This window comes from Klebsiella sp. 28, assembly GCF_018223905.1.
Lineage (GTDB): Bacteria > Pseudomonadota > Gammaproteobacteria > Enterobacterales > Enterobacteriaceae > Klebsiella > Klebsiella pneumoniae.
Genome location: NZ_JAGRQY010000064.1, coordinates 59,917 through 80,595 on the forward strand (window position 1 = coordinate 59,917; position 20,679 = coordinate 80,595).

A 20,679-nucleotide genomic window follows, 5' to 3' on the forward strand; every position below is an offset into this window, starting at 1 on the left:
ATGGCGACATTTTCCTTAGGTAAACACCCGCACGTTGAGCTGTGCGATCTGCTGAAGCTGGAAGGCTGGAGCGAAAGCGGCGCCCAGGCGAAGATCGCCATCGCCGACGGGCTGGTAAAAGTCGACGGCGCGGTGGAAACCCGCAAACGCTGCAAAATCGTCGCTGGTCAGACGGTGAGCTTTGAAGGCCAGAGCGTGACCGTCACGGCCTGACAACGAAAAGAAAAACGCCCGCTTTTGCGGGCGTTTTTTTATGGCTTACTTCCGGCGCCAGGTGGTGCCCTGCGGGCCATCTTCCAGCACAATGCCCATCTCGTTGAGACGGTCGCGCGCCGCATCCGCCGCCGCCCAGTCTTTCGCTTTGCGTGCGTCCAGACGCTGCTGGATGAGCGATTCGATCTCCGCCACTTCCGCGTCGTCAACCTGCGCGCCGCTCTGCAGGAACGCCTCCGGCTCCTGCTCCAGCAGACCCAGCACCGCAGCAAGCTTACGCAGGTGGGCCGCCATGGCGTTCGCCGCGGCCGCGTCCTCGGTTTTCAGGCGGTTTACTTCACGCGCCATATCGAACAGCACCGAATAGGCTTCCGGGGTGTTGAAGTCGTCGTCCATCGCCTCGATAAAGCGTGCTTCGAAGGCTTCGCCCCCCGCCGCGTCGACGGATTTGTCCGTCCCGCGCAGCGCGGTGTACAGACGCTCCAGCGCCGAACGCGCCTGCTTGAGGTTCTCTTCGCTGTAGTTCAGCTGGCTGCGATAGTGGCCGGACATCAGGAAGTAGCGAATCGTCTCCGCATCGTAATACTTCAGCACGTCGCGGACGGTAAAGAAATTACCCAGCGATTTCGACATCTTCTCGCGGTCAACCATCACCATGCCGGAGTGCATCCAGTAGTTGACGTATTCGCCGTCGTGGGCGCAGGTGGACTGGGCGATTTCGTTTTCATGGTGCGGGAACATCAGATCCGAACCGCCGCCGTGAATATCGAAGTGGTTGCCAAGCTGCTTGCAGTTCATCGCCGAGCACTCGATATGCCAGCCCGGACGGCCCGCGCCCCACGGCGACGGCCAGCTCGGCTCGCCCTCTTTCGACATTTTCCACAGGACGAAGTCCATCGGGTTACGCTTGACGTCAACCACGTCGACGCGCGCCCCCGCCTGCAGTTGATCGAGATCCTGGCGTGACAGCAAACCGTAGTTCGGGTCCGTCGGCACGTCGAACATCACGTCGCCGTTATCTGCCACGTAAGCATGGCCTTTGGCGATCAGCTGCTCGGTGATCTCAATGATCTCCGCAATATGGTGCGTTGCGCGCGGCTCGCTGTCGGGACGCAGAATATTCAGCGCGTCAAAATCTTTGTGCATTTCGGCAATCATGCGATCGACCAGCGCGACAAAGCTTTCGCCGTTTTCATTAGCGCGCTTAATGATTTTGTCGTCGATATCGGTGATATTGCGCACGTACTTCAGCTTATAGCCAAGAAAACGCAGATAGCGCGCCACGACGTCAAAGGAGACGAAGGTACGTCCATGGCCGATATGACAGAGATCGTAAACGGTAATACCACACACGTACATGCCGACTTCCCCGGCATGGATAGGTTTAAATTCCTCTTTCTGGCGCGTCAGTGTATTAAAAATTTTTAACATCGAAGATTCCGTGTAGACGTGTGTGGGTAATGAAGTCTCTATAATACCCATAATTCAGACCGGACGCAGCACACATTGCAAGGTGCATCGACCCCCGCGGTTATGCTATAACACCCCCCTATATCTCACCCGACACCGGGTGCTGGCACCACACTCATCGGAACAGGATGCAAAAATGGTTACTTTCCACACCAATCATGGCGATATCGTAATCAAAACGTTTGACGACAAAGCGCCGGAAACAGTTAAAAACTTCCTGGACTACTGCCGCGAAGGTTTCTACGACAACACCATTTTCCACCGTGTTATCAACGGCTTCATGATTCAGGGCGGCGGTTTTGAACCTGGCATGAAACAAAAAGCGACCAAATCTCCGATTCAGAACGAAGCGAACAACGGTCTGAAAAACACCCGCGGCACGCTGGCGATGGCCCGTACTCAGGCGCCGCACTCTGCCACCGCGCAGTTCTTCATCAACGTGGTTGACAACGACTTCCTGAACTTCTCCGGCGAAAGCCTGCAGGGTTGGGGCTACTGCGTCTTCGCGGAAGTGGTTGAAGGCATGGACGTGGTAGACAAAATCAAAGCGGTTGCCACCGGCCGCAGCGGCATGCACCAGGATGTGCCGAAAGATGATGTGATCATCAAAAGCGTCACCGTCAGCGAGTAATTCGTGGCGACACTTTTTATTGCAGATTTGCACCTGCAAACAGAAGAACCGGCGATCACCGCCGGTTTTCTGCGTTTTTTACAGGGCGAAGCCCGCCAGGCAGACGCTCTGTATATCCTTGGCGATCTGTTTGAGGCATGGATCGGCGATGACGATCCTAACCCGCTGCACCAACAAATTGCCTCGGCAATCAAAGCCGTCGTCGACGCCGGCGTGCCGTGCTACTTCATCCATGGCAACCGCGATTTTCTCGTCGGCCAGCGCTTTGCCCGCCAGAGCGGGATGCTCCTGCTCGCCGAAGAAGAGCGACTGGACCTCTATGGCCGTGAAGTCTTGATCATGCATGGCGACACACTGTGCACCGATGACCAAGGCTATCTGGCGTTTCGCGCCAAAGTCCACACCCCGTGGATCCAGCGTCTGTTCCTGGCCCTGCCGCTGTTTATCCGCCGTCGCATCGCCGCCCGCATGCGCGCCGACAGCAAAGCCGCCAACAGCAGTAAATCAATGGAAATTATGGATGTAAATCCACAGGCGGTAGTTGACGCAATGGAGCGGCATCACGTGCAGTGGCTGATCCACGGCCATACCCATCGCCCGGCGGTCCATGAACTGCAGGCCAACGGCCAACCCGCATGGCGTGTGGTACTTGGCGCCTGGCACAGCGAAGGTTCGATGGTCAAGGTGACGCCGGACGACGTCGAACTAATCCACTTTCCGTTCTAATTCCTGCGCGAGCACAATTCCGAAAGCGCCTTTTGCCCGGGCGAAGGTGCGCGCTTCCCCCCGCCCTGCATGCTAGTCTTCCACAACGTCACTCTCAAGGAACGAGCATGAGCAGGAAAAAGTGGAGTCAGCCGCTGACGTGGGGAATGATCATCGCGATCCTCAATCCGTTAGGGGTAAGTTATATCGCCTTAATCGGCGTCGTTATCGGCAACACGCTGACGTTTGTCTGGTGTGCGATGCTGGCGTGGGCTATCTATTTTTATGCCATTTATTTGCTCTGCACCCGCCCTCACGATAGCCGGCTGGTACAAATCTATTTACTGCTTATGGGCACCCTGATGCTCCCGTGGGGGTTAGTGCTGCTTATCACCTGTATCATGAGGGAGATAAAGGTCAATCAGGCACCCACGCCATCACCTCCAGGCGAGACAAAAGACGGCTAACCATGCGCACGCAACCGTTTTCCTTGCTGGCAGTTCATGCTATTCTCTGTGGCCTCTAAAGCAGTGTGAAACACACCCACAGGAGTTTTAAGACGCATGTCTTCCCGCAATAATTCGGCGCGTATCGCCATCGTGATGGGGTCCAAAAGCGACTGGGCTACCATGCAATTTACCGCAGAAATCCTTGATGCCCTGAACGTTCCGTACCATGTCGAAGTGGTCTCCGCCCACCGCACGCCCGATAAGCTGTTCAGCTTTGCTGAAAGCGCCGAAAGCCACGGTTATCAGGTGATTATTGCAGGAGCAGGCGGCGCGGCGCATCTGCCGGGCATGATTGCGGCGAAAACCCTGGTGCCGGTGCTCGGCGTACCGGTTCAGAGCGCAGCCTTAAGCGGTGTCGACAGCCTCTACTCCATTGTGCAGATGCCGCGCGGCATTCCGGTCGGTACCCTGGCCATCGGCAAAGCTGGCGCTGCGAACGCCGGCCTGCTCGCCGCGCAGATCCTTGCCCAGCATGATGCAGAACTGCACCAGCGCCTGAGCGCCTGGCGTCAGGCGCAAACCGATGAAGTGCTGGATAATCCGGATCCGCGGGGTGCGGCATGAAACAGGTATGCGTGCTCGGTAACGGCCAGTTAGGCCGTATGCTGCGCCAGGCCGGCGAGCCGCTGGGCATCGCCGTCTGGCCGGTGGGGCTGGAAGCCGACCCGGAAGCGGTGCCGTTCCAGCAGAGCGTCATCACGGCAGAAATTGAACGCTGGCCGGAAACCGCCCTCACCCGCGAGCTGGCCCGCCACCCGGCGTTCGTCAACCGCGATGTCTTCCCGATTATCGCCGACCGCCTGACGCAAAAGCAGCTGTTTGACAAGCTTGGCCTCGCCACCGCCCCGTGGCAGCTGCTGGCGGATAAAAGCGAGTGGCCGGCGGTGTTTGCCCGCCTTGGCGAACTGGCGATCGTTAAGCGTCGCGTTGGCGGTTACGACGGCCGCGGCCAGTGGCGTCTGCGGGAAAACGAGATCGATCAGCTACCGGCCGATAACTACGGCGAGTGCATCGTCGAGCAGGGGATTAACTTCTCCGGCGAGGTATCGCTGGTGGGCGCCCGCGCTCATGACGGTAGCACCGTCTTCTACCCGCTGACCCGTAACCTGCATCAGGACGGTATTCTGCGCGCCAGCGTCGCCTTCCCGCAGGCCAACGCTCGCCAGCAGGAACAGGCGGAAAGCATGCTGACGGCGATCATGAACGAGCTGAACTATGTCGGCGTGATGGCGATGGAGTGCTTCGTTACCGCCGAGGGGCTGCTGATTAACGAGCTGGCGCCGCGGGTGCACAACAGCGGCCACTGGACGCAGAACGGGGCGTCTATCAGCCAGTTCGAGCTGCATCTGCGGGCGATTACCGGCCTGCCGCTGCCGCCACCGGTGGTCAACAGCCCGTCGGTGATGATCAACCTGATCGGCACCGATCTTAACTACGACTGGCTGAAGCTGCCGCTGGTGCACCTGCACTGGTATGACAAAGAGGTGCGCCCGGGTCGTAAAGTCGGCCACCTGAACCTCACCGACAGCGATACCGATCGCCTGAGCGCGACGCTGGAAGCGATCAAGCCGCTGCTGCCGCCGGAGTACACCAGCGGCCTGGTCTGGGCGCAATCGCAGCTCAGCTAAGCCCTTCGTGCCGGGGATTTGATCTATCCCCTTCCCCGGCACACCTTGAGGCGCGTACAATCCCCCCCTTGCTGTAAAGCTCATTTCTGTTTTGACTTCAGAGGATACCCCATGACCAATGGGACGGATTATCGCGCCATTCTCGCCAGCGATACGCCACTGATTGACGTACGCGCCCCGGTGGAGTTTAGCCAAAGCGCGATGCCGGCGGCGATCAACCTGCCGCTGATGAATGATGAAGAACGCGCCGCGGTCGGCACCTGCTACAAGCGCCAGGGGCCGGAAGCGGCGCTGGCGCTCGGCCATAAACTGGTCCAGGGTGACCTGCGCGCCAGCCGTACTCAGGCGTGGCTGGAAGCGTGCGCCCGTTACCCGCACGGTTACCTGTGCTGCGCCCGCGGCGGCCAGCGCTCGCATATCGTCCAGCAGTGGCTGAAAGAAGCTGGCGTGGATTACCCCCTGATCGTCGGCGGCTATAAGGCGCTACGCCAGGCGGCGATCCAGGCCACCGACGACCTGGTGCAGCGGCCGATCGTGCTGATTGGCGGCTGTACCGGCAACGGCAAAACTCAACTGGTCTGCTCGCGCCCGGACGGTATCGACCTGGAAGGGCTTGCTCATCACCGCGGTTCTTCATTCGGTCGAACCCTGCAGGATCAGCATCCGCAGGCCACCTTTGAAAACCACCTGGCGGTCAGCCTGCTTAAAAAAGCCGAACAGCAGACCCGCTGGGTGCTGGAAGATGAAGGCCATATGATCGGCGCCAATCATCTACCGGAGAGCCTGCGCCTCCGCATGGCGCAGTCGCCGCTGGCGGTGGTGGAAGATCCGTTTGACGTTCGCCTCGAACGGCTGCGCGAAGAGTATTTCGATCGCATGTATCGCGACTTTATCGCCGCGTATGGCGAAGAGAAAGGCTGGCAGGCATACGGCGAGTATCTGCATCACGGCCTGTTTGCCATCCGCCGTCGCCTGGGGCTGCAGCGTTTTGCTCAGCTCACTGAACGGCTCGATGAGGCGCTGGTGCAGCAGCAGCGCACCGCCAGCACCGAGGCGCACTTTGCCTGGCTGGTACCGCTGCTGGAAGAGTACTACGACCCGATGTATCGCTATCAGTTGGGGAAAAAAGCCGGGAAAATTCTCTTTCGCGGCAGCTGGCAGGAGGTCGCAGCCTGGCTGGCGAAGTAATCGCATGCTCTATTGTCCCGGCTTGCGGCGTAAACGCCTTAGCCGGGCTACCGGTCGGCGCGATTTGTAGCCACGGTAAGCGCGCGCGACCGGGGAGTTGTGACCGCTTAGAAGTCGTAGCGCAGACGGACCAGGTTCATATCGCCAAGGTTGTCGGTGCTGGAGGTAAACACGTGTTCGTAGTCAACGCGGAAACCGTAATCCAGCTGGAAGCTAATCCCCAGACCGTTATCGATACGCTGATAGTTGCGGCCGTTCACATATTCCAGACGGTCGCCCATAAAGTACGGCTGAATATATTTTACAGCGTATTGATTGATCGGGAATTTATAGCCCGCAAAATATTCAATCCCCCAGGCGTCACCGGCAAAGTAATTATGCACATCGGTTTTCTTGGTGGTGAGGAAGTTCTGATACCAGCCGCCGCCGAAGGAGAAGGTCCAGTTATCCGGGGTCCAGCTCAGCGCGGTACCGACGATATTCTGGTCATAGGTTTTGCTGTCGGCGCTTGACGGGTCGCGCATTTCGGCGCGGGTGTAGTTCCACGCGGTACCCCAGGTCAGATCCTTCATGATGTGGTAGTCCGCGCCAACAGAACCACCGCCTTTACGCTTGTAACGCAGGCCGTTACCCGGCAGGTATTCGCTGTCTTCGAACAGATAAGAGCCGTAAAGATCGACATCACCTACAGTTTTCTTATATTTCAGCATATTACGTGAACGATAGGAGCCATCGTAATCGCCATTAATACCGTTCCCCGGGGCCTGACCGATCATATCGTAGTCCCAGATATCGGTTTTCACCCCCACCACATCATAGTAAATGCTGTTCTGCTGCCCGTAGGTTAACATACCCCAGGTATCGCTTTTCAGGCCGGTATACAGCATGCGGCGGGTGGTATTGTTCGCGCCTTCCGCGTAGTGGTTATCCCAGTCAAACAGCGCCGGAATGTTCACGCCCAGCTCATAGTAGCTGATCCAGCTAATATCATCGAACAGGTAGTAATCCGCCGCGAAGCGGAAGCGGGTGCCGCCGTCAAAACCGTTACGCTTATAGGAGCCTTTGTCGCCATCGCCGGTCATCATGTTGAACTGCGGCCGGATACTGCCGCCGACGGTAAAGTTAAGCCGGCTTAACGGATCGCCCGCCTGCGGATCTTGTTTCAGCAGCGTAATCTCCGCGTGGGAAGGCAATGACGTTAACGCTAATGCTGCGCCGATCGAGATCGCCAGCGCTTTTATTGTGTGTGCCATAGTTTTTCCTTGATTAATAAGTCACCTTATATTTTCCAGTTGAATATTAACCGCGAATCAGCATAGCGTGTTGCTGGGTTTTTAATGTTTTGTGCTCTTAAAAATCAATGATTTATCAATTTGTGCGTTTAAAATAAAAGCGCCGCCAAAAACGGCGGCGCATCATCAAAATGCAATATTCTTACTGGCTAAACTGGCGGAATAGCGCTTTTCCTTTTAACAGACGCAGCCCCAGCCCGCCGCCGCACAGGGATAACAACACCGCTCCCGTCAGCGGCAGCAACACCCACAGGCGCCAGTCTGGCGCCCAGGGAAAATCAAAGACTTTCGTCTGCAGCATCGCCAGCGCCACTTCCGCGCCTATCGCCGCCACCAGGCCGGAAACCAGCCCCAGCAGGGCAAACTCCGCCCACAGCGTAGCGCGCAGCAGCGATTTTCCTGCCCCCAGCGTGCGCCAGACCACCAGCTCCTGATGGCGTTGACGCATACCGACCTGCACCTGCGCCAGCAACAGCAGCACGCCGCAGGCTGTCACCAGGCCCACCATCACCTCCAGCGCCCGGCTGACCTGGGAGAGCACCTGGCCGACCTGACGCAAGATGGCGCCGATATCCAGCAGACTGACGGTGGGAAACTCGCGGTTCAGCTGGGTCAACATCGCGGGACCGTTATCCCAGCGGAAGCTGGTGAGCCAGCTCTGCGGCTGCCCGTCCAGCGCCCCGGCGGGGAAAATAAAGAAGAAGTTTGGCCGCAGGCTCTCCCAGTCTACTTTGCGCACGCTGCTGACCTTCGCGCTGAACTCCTGGGTATCGCCGGTAAAGGTCACTGTATCGCCGATCTTTATCCCCAGCCGCTGCGCCAGCCCCTCCTCAATCGATACCTCGCCCGGCTTCGGCGGCCAGCTGCCGGCCACCAGCGGATTATGATCCGGACGCTGTTCGCTCCAGGTGAGATTAAGCTCGCGATTCAGCGCTTCGTCTTTGTTTCCGTCCGTGGACTGACCGTTGATCTGCGTCAGACGGGCCCGGACGATCGGATAGAATTCCGCCGCCCGCGTCTGGTGTTCGGCGAGGAAGGTCTTCACCGGCACTATCTGCTCAGGGGCGATATTGATCAGAAAGTAGTTCGGGCTCTGCGGGGGCAACTGCTGCTGCCAGCGGTCAAGCAGATCGCCGCGCAGCACCAACAGGAGCGCCAGCAGCATAAACGACAGGGAAAACGCCGCCAGCTGGCTGAGGGTCGACCACGGCTGGCGCAGCAGGCGGTTCACCGCCAGACGCAGCGGCAAGGCTTTGAGCGTCAGGCGTTTGAGCAGCCACAGCAATCCCCAGCCCACCAGGCCGCACAGCAGCGCCAGCACCACCGCCCCGGCCAGCACCGACCACAGCAGCGGGCTGCCGCCCAGCAGCCAGGCCAACAGGCCCACCACCACGACGCTAACCGCCGGGATCCAGATTTTCAACGGCCAGACGTTAGCCACCACATCCTGACGCAGCACTCGCAGCGGCAGGGTCGCCAGCAGCAGTCGATAGGGTCGCAGGCCCACCAGCAGGGAAATGACGCCTGTCGCCCCGATAGCCCACAGCCACGGCCAACCGCTGGCAGCGGGTAACGCGGCGGGCAGCACCGGTTTGAGCACCAGCAGCAGCAGACGCTCCAGCGCCAGGCCCGCCACCCCGCCGGTTATCACCGACAGCGTCAACAGCAGCAGCCATTGGCCGACGATAAGCTTGCGCAGCTGCGACCTTCCGGCGCCCAGCGTCTTGAGTATGGCGACCAGATCATAGCGGCTGCGGCAGTAGTGGCTCATCGCTACCGCCACTGCGGCGACGGCCAGCAGCAGCGTCAACAGCGCGGATAACAACAGGAATTGCTGCGAGCGTTCGAGGGATTTGCCCAGCGCGCTGTCGTCCTGGTCAAGGCCAATCCAGCGATGCTCCGGGCCGAGCTTCGGCAGCAGCCACTGCTCATAATTGGCCAGCTGTTCAGCGTCGCCGGCGAACTTATAGCGCCATGCGACGCGACTGCCGGGCTGCACGGCCCCGGTTTTTGCCACGTCGGCCATATTCATCATCAGTCGCGGCGCCATCTGGAAGGGGTTAAACCCTGCATCCGGCTCCTGAATCACCTCCCCGGCAATGCGCAGCGTGGCATCGCCAACGTCAATCGTATCGCCGGTTTTCAGGTTCAGGAGCGCCATCAGCCTTGGCGCCAGCAGCACGCTCCCCGCCTGCGGCTTCAGCCCCGGCGGCTGCGTCTCGAGGGTGCCATACAGCGGATAGCGGTCGTCCACCGCCTTAACGTCCGCCAGCTGCGGCGTATCCCCGGCGAACGTCATGGTGGCAAAGCTCAGCTGCTCGCCGACGGTCAGCCCTGACTTCCGCGCCTGTGCGATCCACTCGGCGGGTACCTCGCGCGAACTGCGCAGCGTACGGTCGCCGGCCATAAACTCACGGCTTTGCTGGCTAAGGCCTTTCTCCATCCGATCGCTTATCGACCCCAGGGCCAGCACGCAGGCCACGGCGAGGCTTAACGCCAGCCAGACGATCAGCAGCGACGGCGAGCGCCATTCGCGCCAGAACCAGCGGGCGATCATGCTTCCTCCCGCAGCTGGCCATCCACCAGGCGCAGACGGCGATCGCAGCGCGCCGCCAGCAGCGGATCGTGAGTGACGAGGATCAGGGTGGTGCCGTGTTCGCGATTAAGCGAGAACAGCAGATCGGCAATTTTGTCCCCGGTCTGGCGATCGAGGTTGCCGGTGGGCTCATCGGCGAACAGAATGGCCGGGCGCCCGTTAAAGGCCCGGGCCAGCGCCACCCGCTGCTGTTCGCCGCCGGAGAGCTGCGCCGGCAGGTGGTGCAGGCGTTTGCCAAGTCCCAGCTGCTCAAGCAGCGCGCGGGCATCGCCCCGGCTCTGGCTATCGCTGGCGCCGCGCAACAGCGCCGGCAGCTCGACGTTCTCCAGGGCGTTGAGCGTCGGGATCAGCATAAACGACTGAAAAACAAAACCAACGTGCTGCGCCCGCAGCGCCGCCCGCGCCTCTTCATCCATCCGGTGCAGCGGTTTGCCCAGCATCGATACTTCCCCGCTGCTGCCATCGTCGAGGCCGGCGAGGATCGCCAGCAGGGTCGATTTACCGGAACCCGACTCGCCGATCAGGGCGATGGTCTGCCGCGGTTTGACAACCAGCTCAACTCCGGTAAGGATGGAGAGCTGATGCTCCCCCTGACCGACGGACTTCTTAAGATGATGAACTTCAAGTATGTTTTCCGCTGGCATGTGCCTTTCCTGTTGTTGTTCCTGTTTACCTGCCGCGCGATGGCGGCGGACACGCTGCTGATCCTCGGCGACAGCCTGAGCGCTGGCTATCGGATGGCGGCCAACGCCGCCTGGCCGGCGCTGCTCAATGAGCAGTGGCAGGCGAAAACGCCGGTGGTGAACGCCAGCATCAGCGGCGATACCTCGCAGCAGGGGTTGGCTCGCCTGCCAGCGCTGCTTAAGCAGCACCAGCCGCGCTGGGTGCTGGTTGAGCTCGGCGGCAATGACGGACTGCGCGGTTTTCCGCCGCAGCAGACCGAGCAGACGCTGCGCACCATTATTAAAGATATCAAAGCGGCCAACGCCGAGCCGCTGCTGATGCAAATTCACCTGCCGGCGAACTATGGCCGCCGCTATAATGAAGCCTTCGGCGCGATTTACCCGGCCCTGGCCAAAGAATTCGCTATTCCTCTCCTGCCCTTTTTTATGGAGGAGGTCTATCTCAAGCCGCAATGGATGCAGGACGACGGCATTCATCCAAATCGCGACGCGCAGCCGTTTATCGCCGACTGGATGGCGAAGCGGCTGGCTCCCTTAGTTAATCATGACTCCTGAACGCCAGGGGTCGCTGACAGGTAAAGTTATGCAAAAAACGGTTTTAGTGACAGGCTGTTCCAGCGGAATTGGTCTGGAAAGCGCGCTGGATTTAACCCGCCAGGGCTTTCGCGTGCTGGCGGCCTGCCGCAAAGCAGAGGATGTCGCGCGGATGCAGAATCTGGGGCTAACCGGTATTTTGCTCGATCTGGATGACCCGCAGAGCGTGGAGCGCGCGGCAGCGGAGGTGATTGCGCTGACCGATAATCGTCTCTACGGCCTGTTCAATAACGCCGGGTATGGCGTCTATGGCCCGCTGAACACCATCAGCCGCCAGCAGATGGAACAGCAATTTTCCGCTAACTTTTTCGGCGCGCATCAGCTCACCATGCTGCTGCTGCCGGCGATGACGCCGCACGGCGAAGGGCGCATCGTGATGACCTCCTCGGTGATGGGGCTTATCGCCAGTCCCGGCCGCGGAGCCTATGCCGCCAGTAAATATGCCCTCGAGGCGTGGTCCGACGCGCTGCGCATGGAGCTGCGCCACAGCGGTATTCAGGTCAGCCTGATTGAACCGGGCCCGATCCGCACCCGCTTTACCGATAACGTCAACCAGACGCAAAGCGATAAGCCCGTAGAAAATCCGGGCATCGCCGCCCGCTTTACCCTCGGGCCGGAGGCGGTGGTGGAAAAAGTGCGCCATGCTTTTACCAGCGATAAACCAAAGCTGCGCTATCCGGTCACCCTGGTCACCCACGCGGTGGCGCTGCTTAAGCGCCTGCTGCCTGCCCGCGCGATGGACAAAATTATCCACGGCTGAGTTGAAGCGCGGAATGCCGCCCCCATGTAAAACAGAAATCGACTAACGAGAAATGCCCATGTCCGAACAGAATATTGTCAACATTAGCGAAGCGAACCTGCAGCAGACGCTACAGCAGTCCATGAACGTTCCGGTGCTGTTTTATTTCTGGTCTGCCCGCAGCCAGCACTGCGAACAGCTGACCCCGGTGCTCGAGCGCCTGGCAGCCCAATACAACGGCCAGTTCACGCTGGCGAAGGTCGATTGCGACGCCGAGCAGATGCTCGCTTCACAGTTTGGTCTGCGCGCCATCCCTACGGTTTATCTGTTCCAGAACGGCCAGCCGGTGGATGGTTTTGAAGGCCCGCAGCCGGAAGAAGCGATCCGCGCCCTGCTGGATAAAGTCCTGCCCCGTGAAGAGGAGCTGAAAGCTCAGCAGGCGCTGGCCCTGATGCAGGAAGAAAAATACGCCGATGCCCTGCCGCTGCTGAAGGAAGCCTGGCAGCTGTCGAATCAGGAAAGCCAGATTGGCCTGCTGCTGGCGGAAACGCTGATTGCTCTGCACCGTTCCGATGAAGCGGAAAGCGTGCTGAAAACCATTCCTCTGCAGGATCAGGATACCCACTATCAGGGTCTGGTGGCGCAGATTGAGCTGCTCAAACAGGCCGCCGACACCCCGGAAATCCAGCAGCTGCAGCAGCAGGTGGAACAGAATCCGGAGGATGCGCAGTTGGCCTCCCAGCTGGCGCTGCAGCTGCATCAGGTCGGGCGTAATGAAGAAGCGCTGGCCCTGCTGTTCAGCCATCTGCAGAAAGATTTAGGCGCCGGCGATGGCCAGGCGCGCAAGATGCTGCAGGAGATCCTCGCCGCCCTCGGTACCGGCGATGCGCTGGCCGCCAAATATCGTCGTCAGCTCTATTCGCTGCTGTACTAATCCGTTGCCTTCCCCGGATAGCGCTGCGCTTATCCGGGCTACGCGAACTATGCGGAACGTAGCCTAAGTAGCCCGGGTAAGGCGTGAACGCCGCAACCCGGGATCGTTCACGGGCGCTTTTTCAGCTGCGTCACCACCAGCTGATGGCGGGCGTTGAAGAACTTCCGGTAGGTCAGATAGCCGGCGATAATCGTCGACAGGCTGGCGGTCGACAGCAGCATAAAGGTCACCATGATCTGGTACTTAATCGCCTTCACCGGGTCAATACCGGCAAAAATCAGCCCCGACATCATCCCAGGCAAGCTCACCAGACCGACCGTTTTCGCCGAATCGACGGTGGGAATCAATGACGCGCGAATGCTCTCGCGAATCAGCCGCGCTGAGGCCATCTTCGGCGTCGCGCCGAGGCTCAGTTTCTCCTGAATCTGCTGCTGCTCGCTGCTGAAGCGCTGGCCCATATTGTTGTAGCACAGCCCTACCGCCACCATGGCGTTCCCGGCCACCATCCCGGCAATCGGGATCACCTGCATCGGCACGAAGGCGATCGAGCCAGAAAACACCAGTACCGCCAGCGTTAGTCCAGCGCCAGTAGTGATGGCGATAAACGACGAGATAAAAGCTTTGTCGATATATTTACTGCGCTTCTTCGCATTCCACGCCGCGTTAAAGCAGATAAACAGCACCATCAACAGCGTCAGAACCGCATGATTGACGTTAAAGATATATTTCAGCACATAGCCGACGATTATCAGCTGCACGATCGCCCGGCAAATACTCCAGATAATATCTTTTTCCAGCGCCAGCTTTTCCCGATAGCTGACCAGAATAGCGATCAGCACCAGCACCATCGACAGCGCCAGCGATTCGTTCGTAATGTTATGCCCGTTCATGCTGTACCTCCTGCATATTTCCGCCGGCAGGTTGCAGCGTAATCACTTCATCGGCATGCGAAATTTCATTGCGATCGTGGGTGACCCACAGAACAGCGACCTGTTTTTCCGTTGCGTAGCCATGAATAATTTCATTCACATTCTGTTTATTACTTTCATCCAGCGCGCTGGTAATTTCGTCCAGCAGCAGCACGCGCGGCAGAAATTGTAGATTGCGGATCAGCGATACGCGCTGCTTTTCCCCGCCGGAGAGTTCATTAATGGATTTTTCCAGCATATTTTCGTCAAGGCCAAAGCGCTGCAGGTCGGCCAGCAGCGCCTGCGGATCCGGTTGTTTATTGCGGATCTGCCACGGAAAAATCAGATTATCGTAAACCGAATCACCGAACAGGGCCGGCGTCTGCGCGCAGTAAGAGACCTGTTGGCGATACCTTTCCGGCGACAGCGTCGCGACATCCGCATCGTCGAAGAACAGGCGCCCGGAGGTTGGGCTGAGCAGCGAGGCGATAATCTTCAGCAAGGTACTTTTCCCGCAGCCGGAAGGGCCGGTAATCAACTTGAATTCTCCGGCGCGAAGCTGAAAATTGATATTGTGTAAAATAACGGCGTCGTCGGTCTTAAACCCCACACCGTCGAGACGCAAAAGCGCGTTATTTTCCTTCATGAGTCTTCCTGATTATTTTCTGAAACACCGCTAGTTTACCGCACTTTCCTTTCTCCAGGATGAGGAGAAAGATATACTCAGTTTAAACATGCACTATTTCCTTGTAGCGCCCCGCCAGGCAACAAGACAGGAGGTTTTTGATGCTAATTTTTATTCCTATCCTTATTTTCGTCGCGCTGGTTATTGTGGCCGCGGCGGTGAAAATTGTCCCGCAGGGCTACCAGTGGACGGTGGAGCGCTTCGGGCGTTTTACCCAGACGCTGCAGCCGGGATTAAGCTTAGTCGTGCCGTTTATGGACCGTATCGGCCGCAAAGTGAACATGATGGAGCAGGTGCTCGATATCCCCTCGCAGGAGGTTATCTCCCGGGATAACGCCAACGTCACCATCGACGCGGTCTGTTTTATTCAGGTGATCGACGCGCCAAAGGCCGCCTACGAGGTCAGCAATCTTGAGCAGGCGATCGTCAACCTGACGATGACCAACATCCGTACCGTGCTCGGCTCAATGGAGCTGGACGAAATGCTCTCCCAGCGCGACAGCATTAACACCCGCCTGCTGCATATCGTTGACGACGCCACCAACCCGTGGGGGGTGAAAATCACCCGCGTCGAAATTCGCGACGTTCGCCCGCCGGCGGAGCTTATCGCCTCGATGAACGCCCAGATGAAAGCCGAACGTACCAAACGCGCTTACATCCTTGAGGCCGAAGGGGTGCGACAGGCGGAAATTCTGAAAGCGGAAGGGGAAAAGCAGTCGCAGATCCTCAAGGCCGAGGGCGAACGGCAGTCCGCGTTCCTGCAGGCGGAGGCTCGCGAACGGTCCGCCGAAGCGGAAGCCCGCGCCACCCAAATGGTCTCCTCGGCGATCGCCTCGGGCGATATTCAGGCGATCAACTACTTCGTGGCGCAGAAATACACCGATGCGCTGCAGCAGATTGGCGCCGCTAACAACAGCAAAGTGGTATTGATGCCGCTGGATGCCAGCAGCCTGATGGGATCGATCGCCGGGATCAGCGAGCTGATCAAAGAAGGCGCTGGCGATCGGAAAAAATCATGATCGGCATGATCCTCGCACACCCCCATCTGTTCTGGCTAAGCCTCGGCGGGCTGCTGCTGGCGGCCGAGATGCTGGGCGGCAGCGGATACCTGCTGTGGAGCGGCGTCGCCGGCGTGGTGACCGGCGCCCTGACCTGGCTCCTGCCGCTGAGCTGGGAATGGCAAGGCACGCTGTTTGCCGTTCTCACCCTGCTGGCGGCGTGGCTGTGGTCGAAATGGCTGCGTAAGCGCGTCAAAACGCAGCGCCCGGCCGATGCCCAGCTCAACCAGCGCGGGCAGCAACTGGTGGGCCGCCGCCTGACGCTGGATGCCCCGCTGGTGAACGGCCGCGGCCACGTCCGCGTGGGCGATAGCTCCTGGCCGGTGATTGCCGATGAAGACTTCGCGGCGGGCAGCAAGGTTGAAGTGATTGCCGTAGAAGGGATTACGCTACGAATCAGACCCGCCGTCCGTTAAGCCTGCGCCTTGCGATGGCAGCAGCCGGAAAGATTATCGATAATCGGGCACTCCGCGCTGTCGTCGCCGGGGCAGGATTCGGCCAGCGCCAGCAGGTGCGCGCGCATATTTTGCAGCTCGCGGATATGGTTCTCGATATCCGCCACTTTCTCCAGCGTGCGTTTTTTCACATCGGCGCTGTGCCGCGACGGGTCGTTGAACAGGGCCACCAGCTCGCGGCACTCTTCCAGGTTAAACCCCACCTGCCGCGCCTGGCGCAGCAGCGTCAGCTCATCGAGATGCTGCTGACTATAGGTGCGGTAGCCGTTTTCGCTCCGCAACGGCGGCGTCACCAGCCCCTTCTCTTCATAAAAACGAATCGCTTTGCTGGTTAAGCCGGTTTTTTTCGCCACATCGCTGATATTCATTTTTTCTCCTTGACCTTCCCCTTGCTGGAAGGTTTAACCTTCTTAATACTCGATGAAAGAGTGGGTCTGGTCAATCGTTGACCGGAAAATTATTCAGGAGTTATTTATGTCTAACACTATCGACCTGACGCTGGATGGCCTCTCCTGCGGCCACTGCGTCAAACGCGTGAAAGAGAGTCTGGAGCAGCGTCCTGACGTTGAGCAAGCGGAAGTCACCCTCACTGAAGCCCATGTGACGGGCAGCGCCAGCGCGCAAGCGCTGATTGATACCGTTAAACAAGCCGGATACGGCGCGGAGCTCAGCCACCCAAAGGCTAAACCGCTGGCAGAATCATCAATCCCGTCGGAAGCACTGACAGCGGCCACTCCTGAGCTTCCGGCAGCCCATGACGAAGATGACAGTCAACAGCTGCTGATCAACGGCATGAGCTGCGCCAGCTGCGTCTCCCGGGTACAAAACGCGCTTGCCGCGGTGCCGGGCGTCTCACTGGCGCGGGTTAACCTGGCGGAACGCACGGCGCTGGTGATGGGCAGTGCGTCCGCTGCAGAATTAGTGCAGGCGGTGGAGAAAGCCGGCTATGGCGCGGAGGCGATCGAAGACGATCTGCAACGCCGCGAACGCCAGCAGGAAACCGCCCTCGCGACGATGAAGCGTTTTCGCTGGCAGGCGATTGTCGCCCTGCTGGTCGGCGTGCCGGTGATGGTCTGGGGCATGATCGGCGATAACATGATGGTCAGCGACGACAACCGTTCGCTGTGGCTGGTTATCGGCCTTGTCACCCTCGCCGTCATGGTCTTCGCCGGCGGCCACTTCTACCGCAGCGCGTGGAAAAGCCTGAAAAACGGCACCGCTACCATGGATACGCTGGTGGCGCTCGGCACCGGCGTCGCCTGGCTGTACTCGATGAGCGTCAACCTGTGGCCGCAGTGGTTCCCGATGGAAGCCCGCCATCTCTATTACGAAGCCAGCGCGATGATTATCGGCCTGATTAACCTGGGCCATATGCTGGAGGCCCGCGCGCGTCAGCGCTCCTCGAAAGCGCTGGAAAAACTGCTCGACCTGACGCCGCCTTCGGCGCGGGTCGTCACGCCCGAGGGCGAGAAAGATCTGCCGCTCGCGGAAGTTCAGGCCGGCATGACGCTGCGCCTGACTACCGGCGACCGCGTCCCGGTCGACGGTATGATAAGCCAGGGTGAAGCCTGGTTTGATGAAGCGATGCTCACCGGCGAACCGGTGCCGCAGCAAAAAGGCGATGGCGACGCCATTCACGCCGGGACTGTGGTGCAGGATGGCAGCGTGCTGTTTACCGCCAGCGCCGTCGGCAGCCAGACCACGCTGGCAAGAATTATCCGCATGGTGCGCCAGGCGCAGAGCAGCAAACCGGAAATCGGCCAGCTGGCGGATAAAATCTCCGCCGTATTTGTTCCGGCGGTGGTCGTCATTGCGCTGATCAGCGCTGCGATCTGGTACTTCTTCGGCCCGGCGCCGCAGATCGTCTATACCCTGGTCATTGCCACCACGGTACTGATTATCGCCTGTCCGTGCGCCTTAGGCCTGGCGACGCCGATGTCGATTATCTCCGGCGTTGGCCGGGCGGCGGAGTATGGCGTGCTGGTCCGCGATGCCGATGCGCTGCAGCGCGCCAGTGAACTCGACACCCTGGTGTTCGATAAAACCGGCACCCTGACCGAAGGCAAGCCGCAGGTGGTGGCGGTGAAAACTTTCGCTGGCGTTGATGAGCATACCGCGCTGCGTCTTGCCGCCGCGCTGGAGCAGGGCTCAAGCCATCCGCTGGCGCGAGCGATCCTTGATAAAGCTGCCGACGGCCCATTGCCGGAAGTCAGCGGCTTCCGCACCCTGCGTGGCCTTGGCGTCAGCGGCGAGGCGGAAGGTCATCGTCTGCTGCTCGGTAACCAGGCGCTGCTCAACGAGCAGCATATCAATACCGCCGAGGTGGAAAGCGAGATGACAGCCCAGGCCTCACGCGGCGCCACGCCGGTGCTGCTGGCGGTGGATGGTCAGGCCGCCGCGCTGTTCGCCATCCGCGACCCGCTGCGCGAAGACAGCGTCGACGCCCTGGCGCGTTTGCATCGGCAGGGCTACCGGCTGGTGATGCTTACCGGGGATAACCCCACCACCGCGAAGGCTATCGCCAAAGAAGCCGGCATTGATGAAGTGATCGCCGGCGTGCTACCGGACGGTAAAGCCGATGCCATTAAGCGTCTGCAGAGCCAGGGGCACAAAGTGGCGATGGTTGGCGATGGGATTAACGACGCCCCGGCGCTGGCCCAGGCGGATGTCGGGATCGCCATGGGCGGCGGCAGCGATGTCGCTATTGAAACCGCGGCGATCACCCTGATGCGCCATAGTCTTCACGGCGTGGCCGATGCGCTGGCGATTTCGAAAGCAACGTTACGCAATATGAAGCAGAACCTGCTGGGCGCATTTGTCTACAACTCGCTGGGTATCCCGATTGCCGCCGGGATCCTTTGGCCACTGACCGGCACCCTGCTCAACCCGGTGGTCGCCGGCGCGGCGATGGCGCTGTCGTCGATCACCGTGGTGAGTAACGCCAACCGCCTGCTGCGCTTTAAACCAAAAGAGTAAACGCCGTCAGATGAAACGGGCGCCGACGTTGTTCGGCGCCCGTTTTTTTGCCGGGACAAGAAAAGCCCGCCGGAAGGGTGACGTGTATCACCATATGCGCTAGCATGAAGTCCTCACACTTCGGAGCGCGTATGGGCCTGTTAAACCGGATAAAAATGCTGTGGCGAGCCGCCGTCGGCTCGTCTTATTCCTGGCCTGCGATGGATATCGTCCTGCCCGGCGAACGCTATTTGCACCTCGTCGGCAGTATCCATATGGGCACCCGCGACATGGCGCCGCCGCCGGCGAAGCTTCTGAAAAAAATACGCCAGGCCGATGCGTTAATCGTCGAGGCCGATATCAGCGGCAATGAAACCCCGTTTAGCAATCTCCCCACTTACCCACCGCTGGCGGAACGCCTGAGCGATGCGCAGCTGAGCGAGCTAGAGGCGCGAGCCGGCGAGCTGGGCCTGTCGGTCGGGCTGTTCGACAGCCAGCCGCTGTGGCAGGTGGCGATGGTCCTGCAGGCCACCCAGGCGCAGAAGCTGGGGCTGCGACCGGATTACGGCATCGATTATCAGTTGCTGATGGCCGCCCGCGAGAGCAACATAGCGGTGATGGAGCTGGAAGGCGCCGACAGCCAAATCGCGCTGCTGCGCGATCTGCCCGACGGGGGGATGGCGCTGCTGGAGGATACACTGACCCACTGGCGCACCAACGCCCGTTTACTGCAGGTCATGATCGGCTGGTGGCTGGAGCAACCGCCGTCGCGCGGCGCGGTATCGCTGCCGACGACCTTTAGCCAGTCTTTATATGATGTGCTGATGCACCAGCGCAACCTCGCCTGGCGCGAGACGCTGCTGGCCTTGCCGCCGGGGCGCTACGTGGTTGCCGTCGGCGCGCTGCACCTGTATGGCGAAGGGAATCTGCCGGATATGCTGACATAAAAAAAATGGCCAATATTGCTATTGGCCCGTCAAAGAGGAATTTCATCATTATTATTATCCCGGGATTTGCATCCCGGATCGTCTGATTGTCGCTCAAAGTGACCATCACTGCCAACACTATTGCGCAAGATGGTACTATTTTTTAGACAACCTGCGGGCGTATTCTGACGTCACGCAAAACCGGTTGGTAAGAAGGATAGCTATGACTCCCGCCGTTAAATTACTCGAAAAAAACAAAATTTCCTTTCAGATCCACAGTTACGATCACGATCCCAATGAGACCAACTTCGGAGATGAAGTGGTGCGCAAGCTCGGCCTCAATGCCGACCAGGTTTACAAGACCTTGCTGGTCGCCGTGAACGGCGATATGAAGCATCTGGCGGTGGCCGTCACTCCGGTCGCCGGGCAGCTGGATTTGAAGAAAGTGGCGAAAGCGCTGGGCGCTAAGAAAGTCGACATGGCCGACCCGATGGTGGCGCAGCGTATCAC

General features: G+C 59.6%; 23 protein-coding genes. 16 read left to right on the forward strand and 7 right to left on the reverse strand.

Features of this window, described 5'->3' with window-relative positions; genetic code table 11:
• On the forward strand, positions 1 to 213 hold the full coding sequence (gene ybcJ, locus KHQ28_RS11925) for a ribosome-associated protein YbcJ (RefSeq protein WP_004143016.1): 213 nt from the start codon (positions 1 to 3) through the stop codon (positions 211 to 213).
• A 45-nt stretch (positions 214 to 258) separates the two neighbouring features.
• On the opposite strand, the gene cysS is transcribed toward ybcJ, so the two are convergent.
• Positions 259 to 1,644, reverse strand: coding sequence for a cysteine--tRNA ligase (gene cysS / locus KHQ28_RS11930; RefSeq protein WP_004143010.1), 1,386 nt, complete (start codon positions 1,642 to 1,644; stop codon positions 259 to 261).
• A gap of 175 nt (positions 1,645 to 1,819) precedes the next feature.
• On the opposite strand from cysS, the gene ppiB reads away from it, so the two are divergent.
• From ppiB to mnmH, 6 genes are all read left to right on the forward strand, one after another.
• Positions 1,820 to 2,314: a peptidylprolyl isomerase B gene (gene ppiB, locus KHQ28_RS11935; RefSeq protein ID WP_004151319.1), complete on the forward strand. Its 495-nt coding sequence runs from the start codon at positions 1,820 to 1,822 to the stop codon at positions 2,312 to 2,314.
• 3 nt (positions 2,315 to 2,317) lie between these two features.
• Positions 2,318 to 3,040: a UDP-2,3-diacylglucosamine diphosphatase gene (lpxH, locus tag KHQ28_RS11940; protein WP_032419333.1), complete on the forward strand. Its 723-nt coding sequence runs from the start codon at positions 2,318 to 2,320 to the stop codon at positions 3,038 to 3,040.
• Between the two features lie 107 nt (positions 3,041 to 3,147).
• On the forward strand, positions 3,148 to 3,486 hold the full coding sequence (locus KHQ28_RS11945) for a hypothetical protein (protein WP_004178781.1): 339 nt from the start codon (positions 3,148 to 3,150) through the stop codon (positions 3,484 to 3,486).
• A gap of 96 nt (positions 3,487 to 3,582) precedes the next feature.
• Complete coding sequence (gene purE, locus KHQ28_RS11950) at positions 3,583 to 4,092, forward strand: 5-(carboxyamino)imidazole ribonucleotide mutase (RefSeq protein ID WP_004151322.1); 510 nt, start codon at positions 3,583 to 3,585, stop codon at positions 4,090 to 4,092.
• Positions 4,089 to 5,156 (forward strand): 5-(carboxyamino)imidazole ribonucleotide synthase, encoded by a 1,068-nt coding sequence (purK, locus tag KHQ28_RS11955; protein WP_009307963.1) that lies wholly within the window; start codon positions 4,089 to 4,091, stop codon positions 5,154 to 5,156. The genes purE and purK overlap by 4 nt, the downstream gene beginning before the upstream one ends.
• 111 nt (positions 5,157 to 5,267) lie before the next feature.
• On the forward strand, positions 5,268 to 6,344 hold the full coding sequence (gene mnmH / locus KHQ28_RS11960; protein ID WP_020802575.1) for a tRNA 2-selenouridine(34) synthase MnmH: 1,077 nt from the start codon (positions 5,268 to 5,270) through the stop codon (positions 6,342 to 6,344).
• A gap of 107 nt (positions 6,345 to 6,451) precedes the next feature.
• Here the strand turns inward: mnmH and KHQ28_RS11965 are convergent, their stop codons facing one another.
• Positions 6,452 to 7,597 (reverse strand): porin, encoded by a 1,146-nt coding sequence (locus KHQ28_RS11965; protein WP_032419334.1) that lies wholly within the window; start codon positions 7,595 to 7,597, stop codon positions 6,452 to 6,454.
• Between the two features lie 91 nt (positions 7,598 to 7,688).
• Here KHQ28_RS11965 and KHQ28_RS11970 point away from each other — a divergent pair, with 91 nt between their 5' ends.
• On the forward strand, positions 7,689 to 7,802 hold the full coding sequence (locus KHQ28_RS11970; protein ID WP_004219504.1) for a hypothetical protein: 114 nt from the start codon (positions 7,689 to 7,691) through the stop codon (positions 7,800 to 7,802).
• Here KHQ28_RS11970 and ybbP read toward each other — a convergent pair.
• Both ybbP and ybbA read right to left on the reverse strand, forming a co-directional pair.
• The gene (ybbP, locus tag KHQ28_RS11975; protein WP_004147400.1) at positions 7,779 to 10,193 is read right to left on the reverse strand and encodes a putative ABC transporter permease subunit YbbP; all 2,415 of its coding nucleotides are present in this window, start codon (positions 10,191 to 10,193) and stop codon (positions 7,779 to 7,781) included. The genes KHQ28_RS11970 and ybbP overlap by 24 nt on opposite strands.
• Positions 10,190 to 10,876 carry a putative ABC transporter ATP-binding protein YbbA gene (ybbA, locus tag KHQ28_RS11980; protein ID WP_004146399.1) on the reverse strand — a complete coding sequence of 229 codons (687 nt, stop codon included), beginning with the start codon at positions 10,874 to 10,876 and terminating at the stop codon, positions 10,190 to 10,192. The genes ybbP and ybbA overlap by 4 nt, the downstream gene beginning before the upstream one ends.
• On the opposite strand from ybbA, the gene tesA reads away from it, so the two are divergent.
• From tesA to KHQ28_RS11995, 3 genes are read left to right on the forward strand one after another with little or no spacing between them, the layout of a single operon-like run.
• Complete coding sequence (gene tesA, locus KHQ28_RS11985; RefSeq protein ID WP_004196998.1) at positions 10,847 to 11,470, forward strand: multifunctional acyl-CoA thioesterase I/protease I/lysophospholipase L1; 624 nt, start codon at positions 10,847 to 10,849, stop codon at positions 11,468 to 11,470. The genes ybbA and tesA overlap by 30 nt on opposite strands.
• Entirely contained in the window at positions 11,460 to 12,269 is an 810-nt protein-coding gene (locus KHQ28_RS11990; protein ID WP_072198337.1) for an SDR family oxidoreductase, read from the forward strand. Before tesA ends, KHQ28_RS11990 begins: the two co-directional genes overlap by 11 nt.
• Positions 12,270 to 12,327: 58 nt before the next feature.
• Positions 12,328 to 13,182, forward strand: a complete 855-nt coding sequence (locus KHQ28_RS11995) for a co-chaperone YbbN (protein ID WP_002892263.1) — start codon at positions 12,328 to 12,330, stop codon at positions 13,180 to 13,182.
• 107 nt (positions 13,183 to 13,289) lie between these two features.
• Here the strand turns inward: KHQ28_RS11995 and fetB are convergent, their stop codons facing one another.
• Entirely contained in the window at positions 13,290 to 14,072 is a 783-nt protein-coding gene (fetB, locus tag KHQ28_RS12000; protein WP_004177223.1) for an iron export ABC transporter permease subunit FetB, read from the reverse strand.
• The gene (gene fetA, locus KHQ28_RS12005; protein ID WP_004177224.1) at positions 14,059 to 14,736 is read right to left on the reverse strand and encodes an iron ABC transporter ATP-binding protein FetA; all 678 of its coding nucleotides are present in this window, start codon (positions 14,734 to 14,736) and stop codon (positions 14,059 to 14,061) included. The genes fetB and fetA overlap by 14 nt, the downstream gene beginning before the upstream one ends.
• 140 nt (positions 14,737 to 14,876) lie before the next feature.
• Here fetA and KHQ28_RS12010 point away from each other — a divergent pair, with 140 nt between their 5' ends.
• Together KHQ28_RS12010 and KHQ28_RS12015 are read left to right on the forward strand one after the other, a co-directional pair.
• The gene (locus tag KHQ28_RS12010; RefSeq protein WP_002892258.1) at positions 14,877 to 15,794 is read left to right on the forward strand and encodes an SPFH domain-containing protein; all 918 of its coding nucleotides are present in this window, start codon (positions 14,877 to 14,879) and stop codon (positions 15,792 to 15,794) included.
• Positions 15,791 to 16,249 (forward strand): NfeD family protein, encoded by a 459-nt coding sequence (locus tag KHQ28_RS12015; RefSeq protein WP_004142979.1) that lies wholly within the window; start codon positions 15,791 to 15,793, stop codon positions 16,247 to 16,249. Before KHQ28_RS12010 ends, KHQ28_RS12015 begins: the two co-directional genes overlap by 4 nt.
• Here the strand turns inward: KHQ28_RS12015 and cueR are convergent.
• Positions 16,246 to 16,656: a Cu(I)-responsive transcriptional regulator gene (cueR, locus tag KHQ28_RS12020; RefSeq protein ID WP_002892208.1), complete on the reverse strand. Its 411-nt coding sequence runs from the start codon at positions 16,654 to 16,656 to the stop codon at positions 16,246 to 16,248. The genes KHQ28_RS12015 and cueR overlap by 4 nt on opposite strands.
• 106 nt (positions 16,657 to 16,762) lie before the next feature.
• Between cueR and copA the strand changes: the two genes are divergently transcribed.
• The 3 genes from copA to KHQ28_RS12035 form a co-directional block, all read left to right on the forward strand.
• A complete protein-coding gene (gene copA / locus KHQ28_RS12025; RefSeq protein ID WP_032419509.1) occupies positions 16,763 to 19,264 on the forward strand; it encodes a copper-exporting P-type ATPase CopA in 2,502 nt (833 codons plus the stop codon).
• 131 nt (positions 19,265 to 19,395) lie between these two features.
• Positions 19,396 to 20,190: a TraB/GumN family protein gene (locus KHQ28_RS12030; protein ID WP_004151327.1), complete on the forward strand. Its 795-nt coding sequence runs from the start codon at positions 19,396 to 19,398 to the stop codon at positions 20,188 to 20,190.
• A gap of 202 nt (positions 20,191 to 20,392) precedes the next feature.
• Positions 20,393 to 20,679, forward strand: a 287-nt coding sequence (locus tag KHQ28_RS12035) for a YbaK/EbsC family protein (protein WP_285288869.1), incomplete at its 3' end; no start/stop codon positions are given.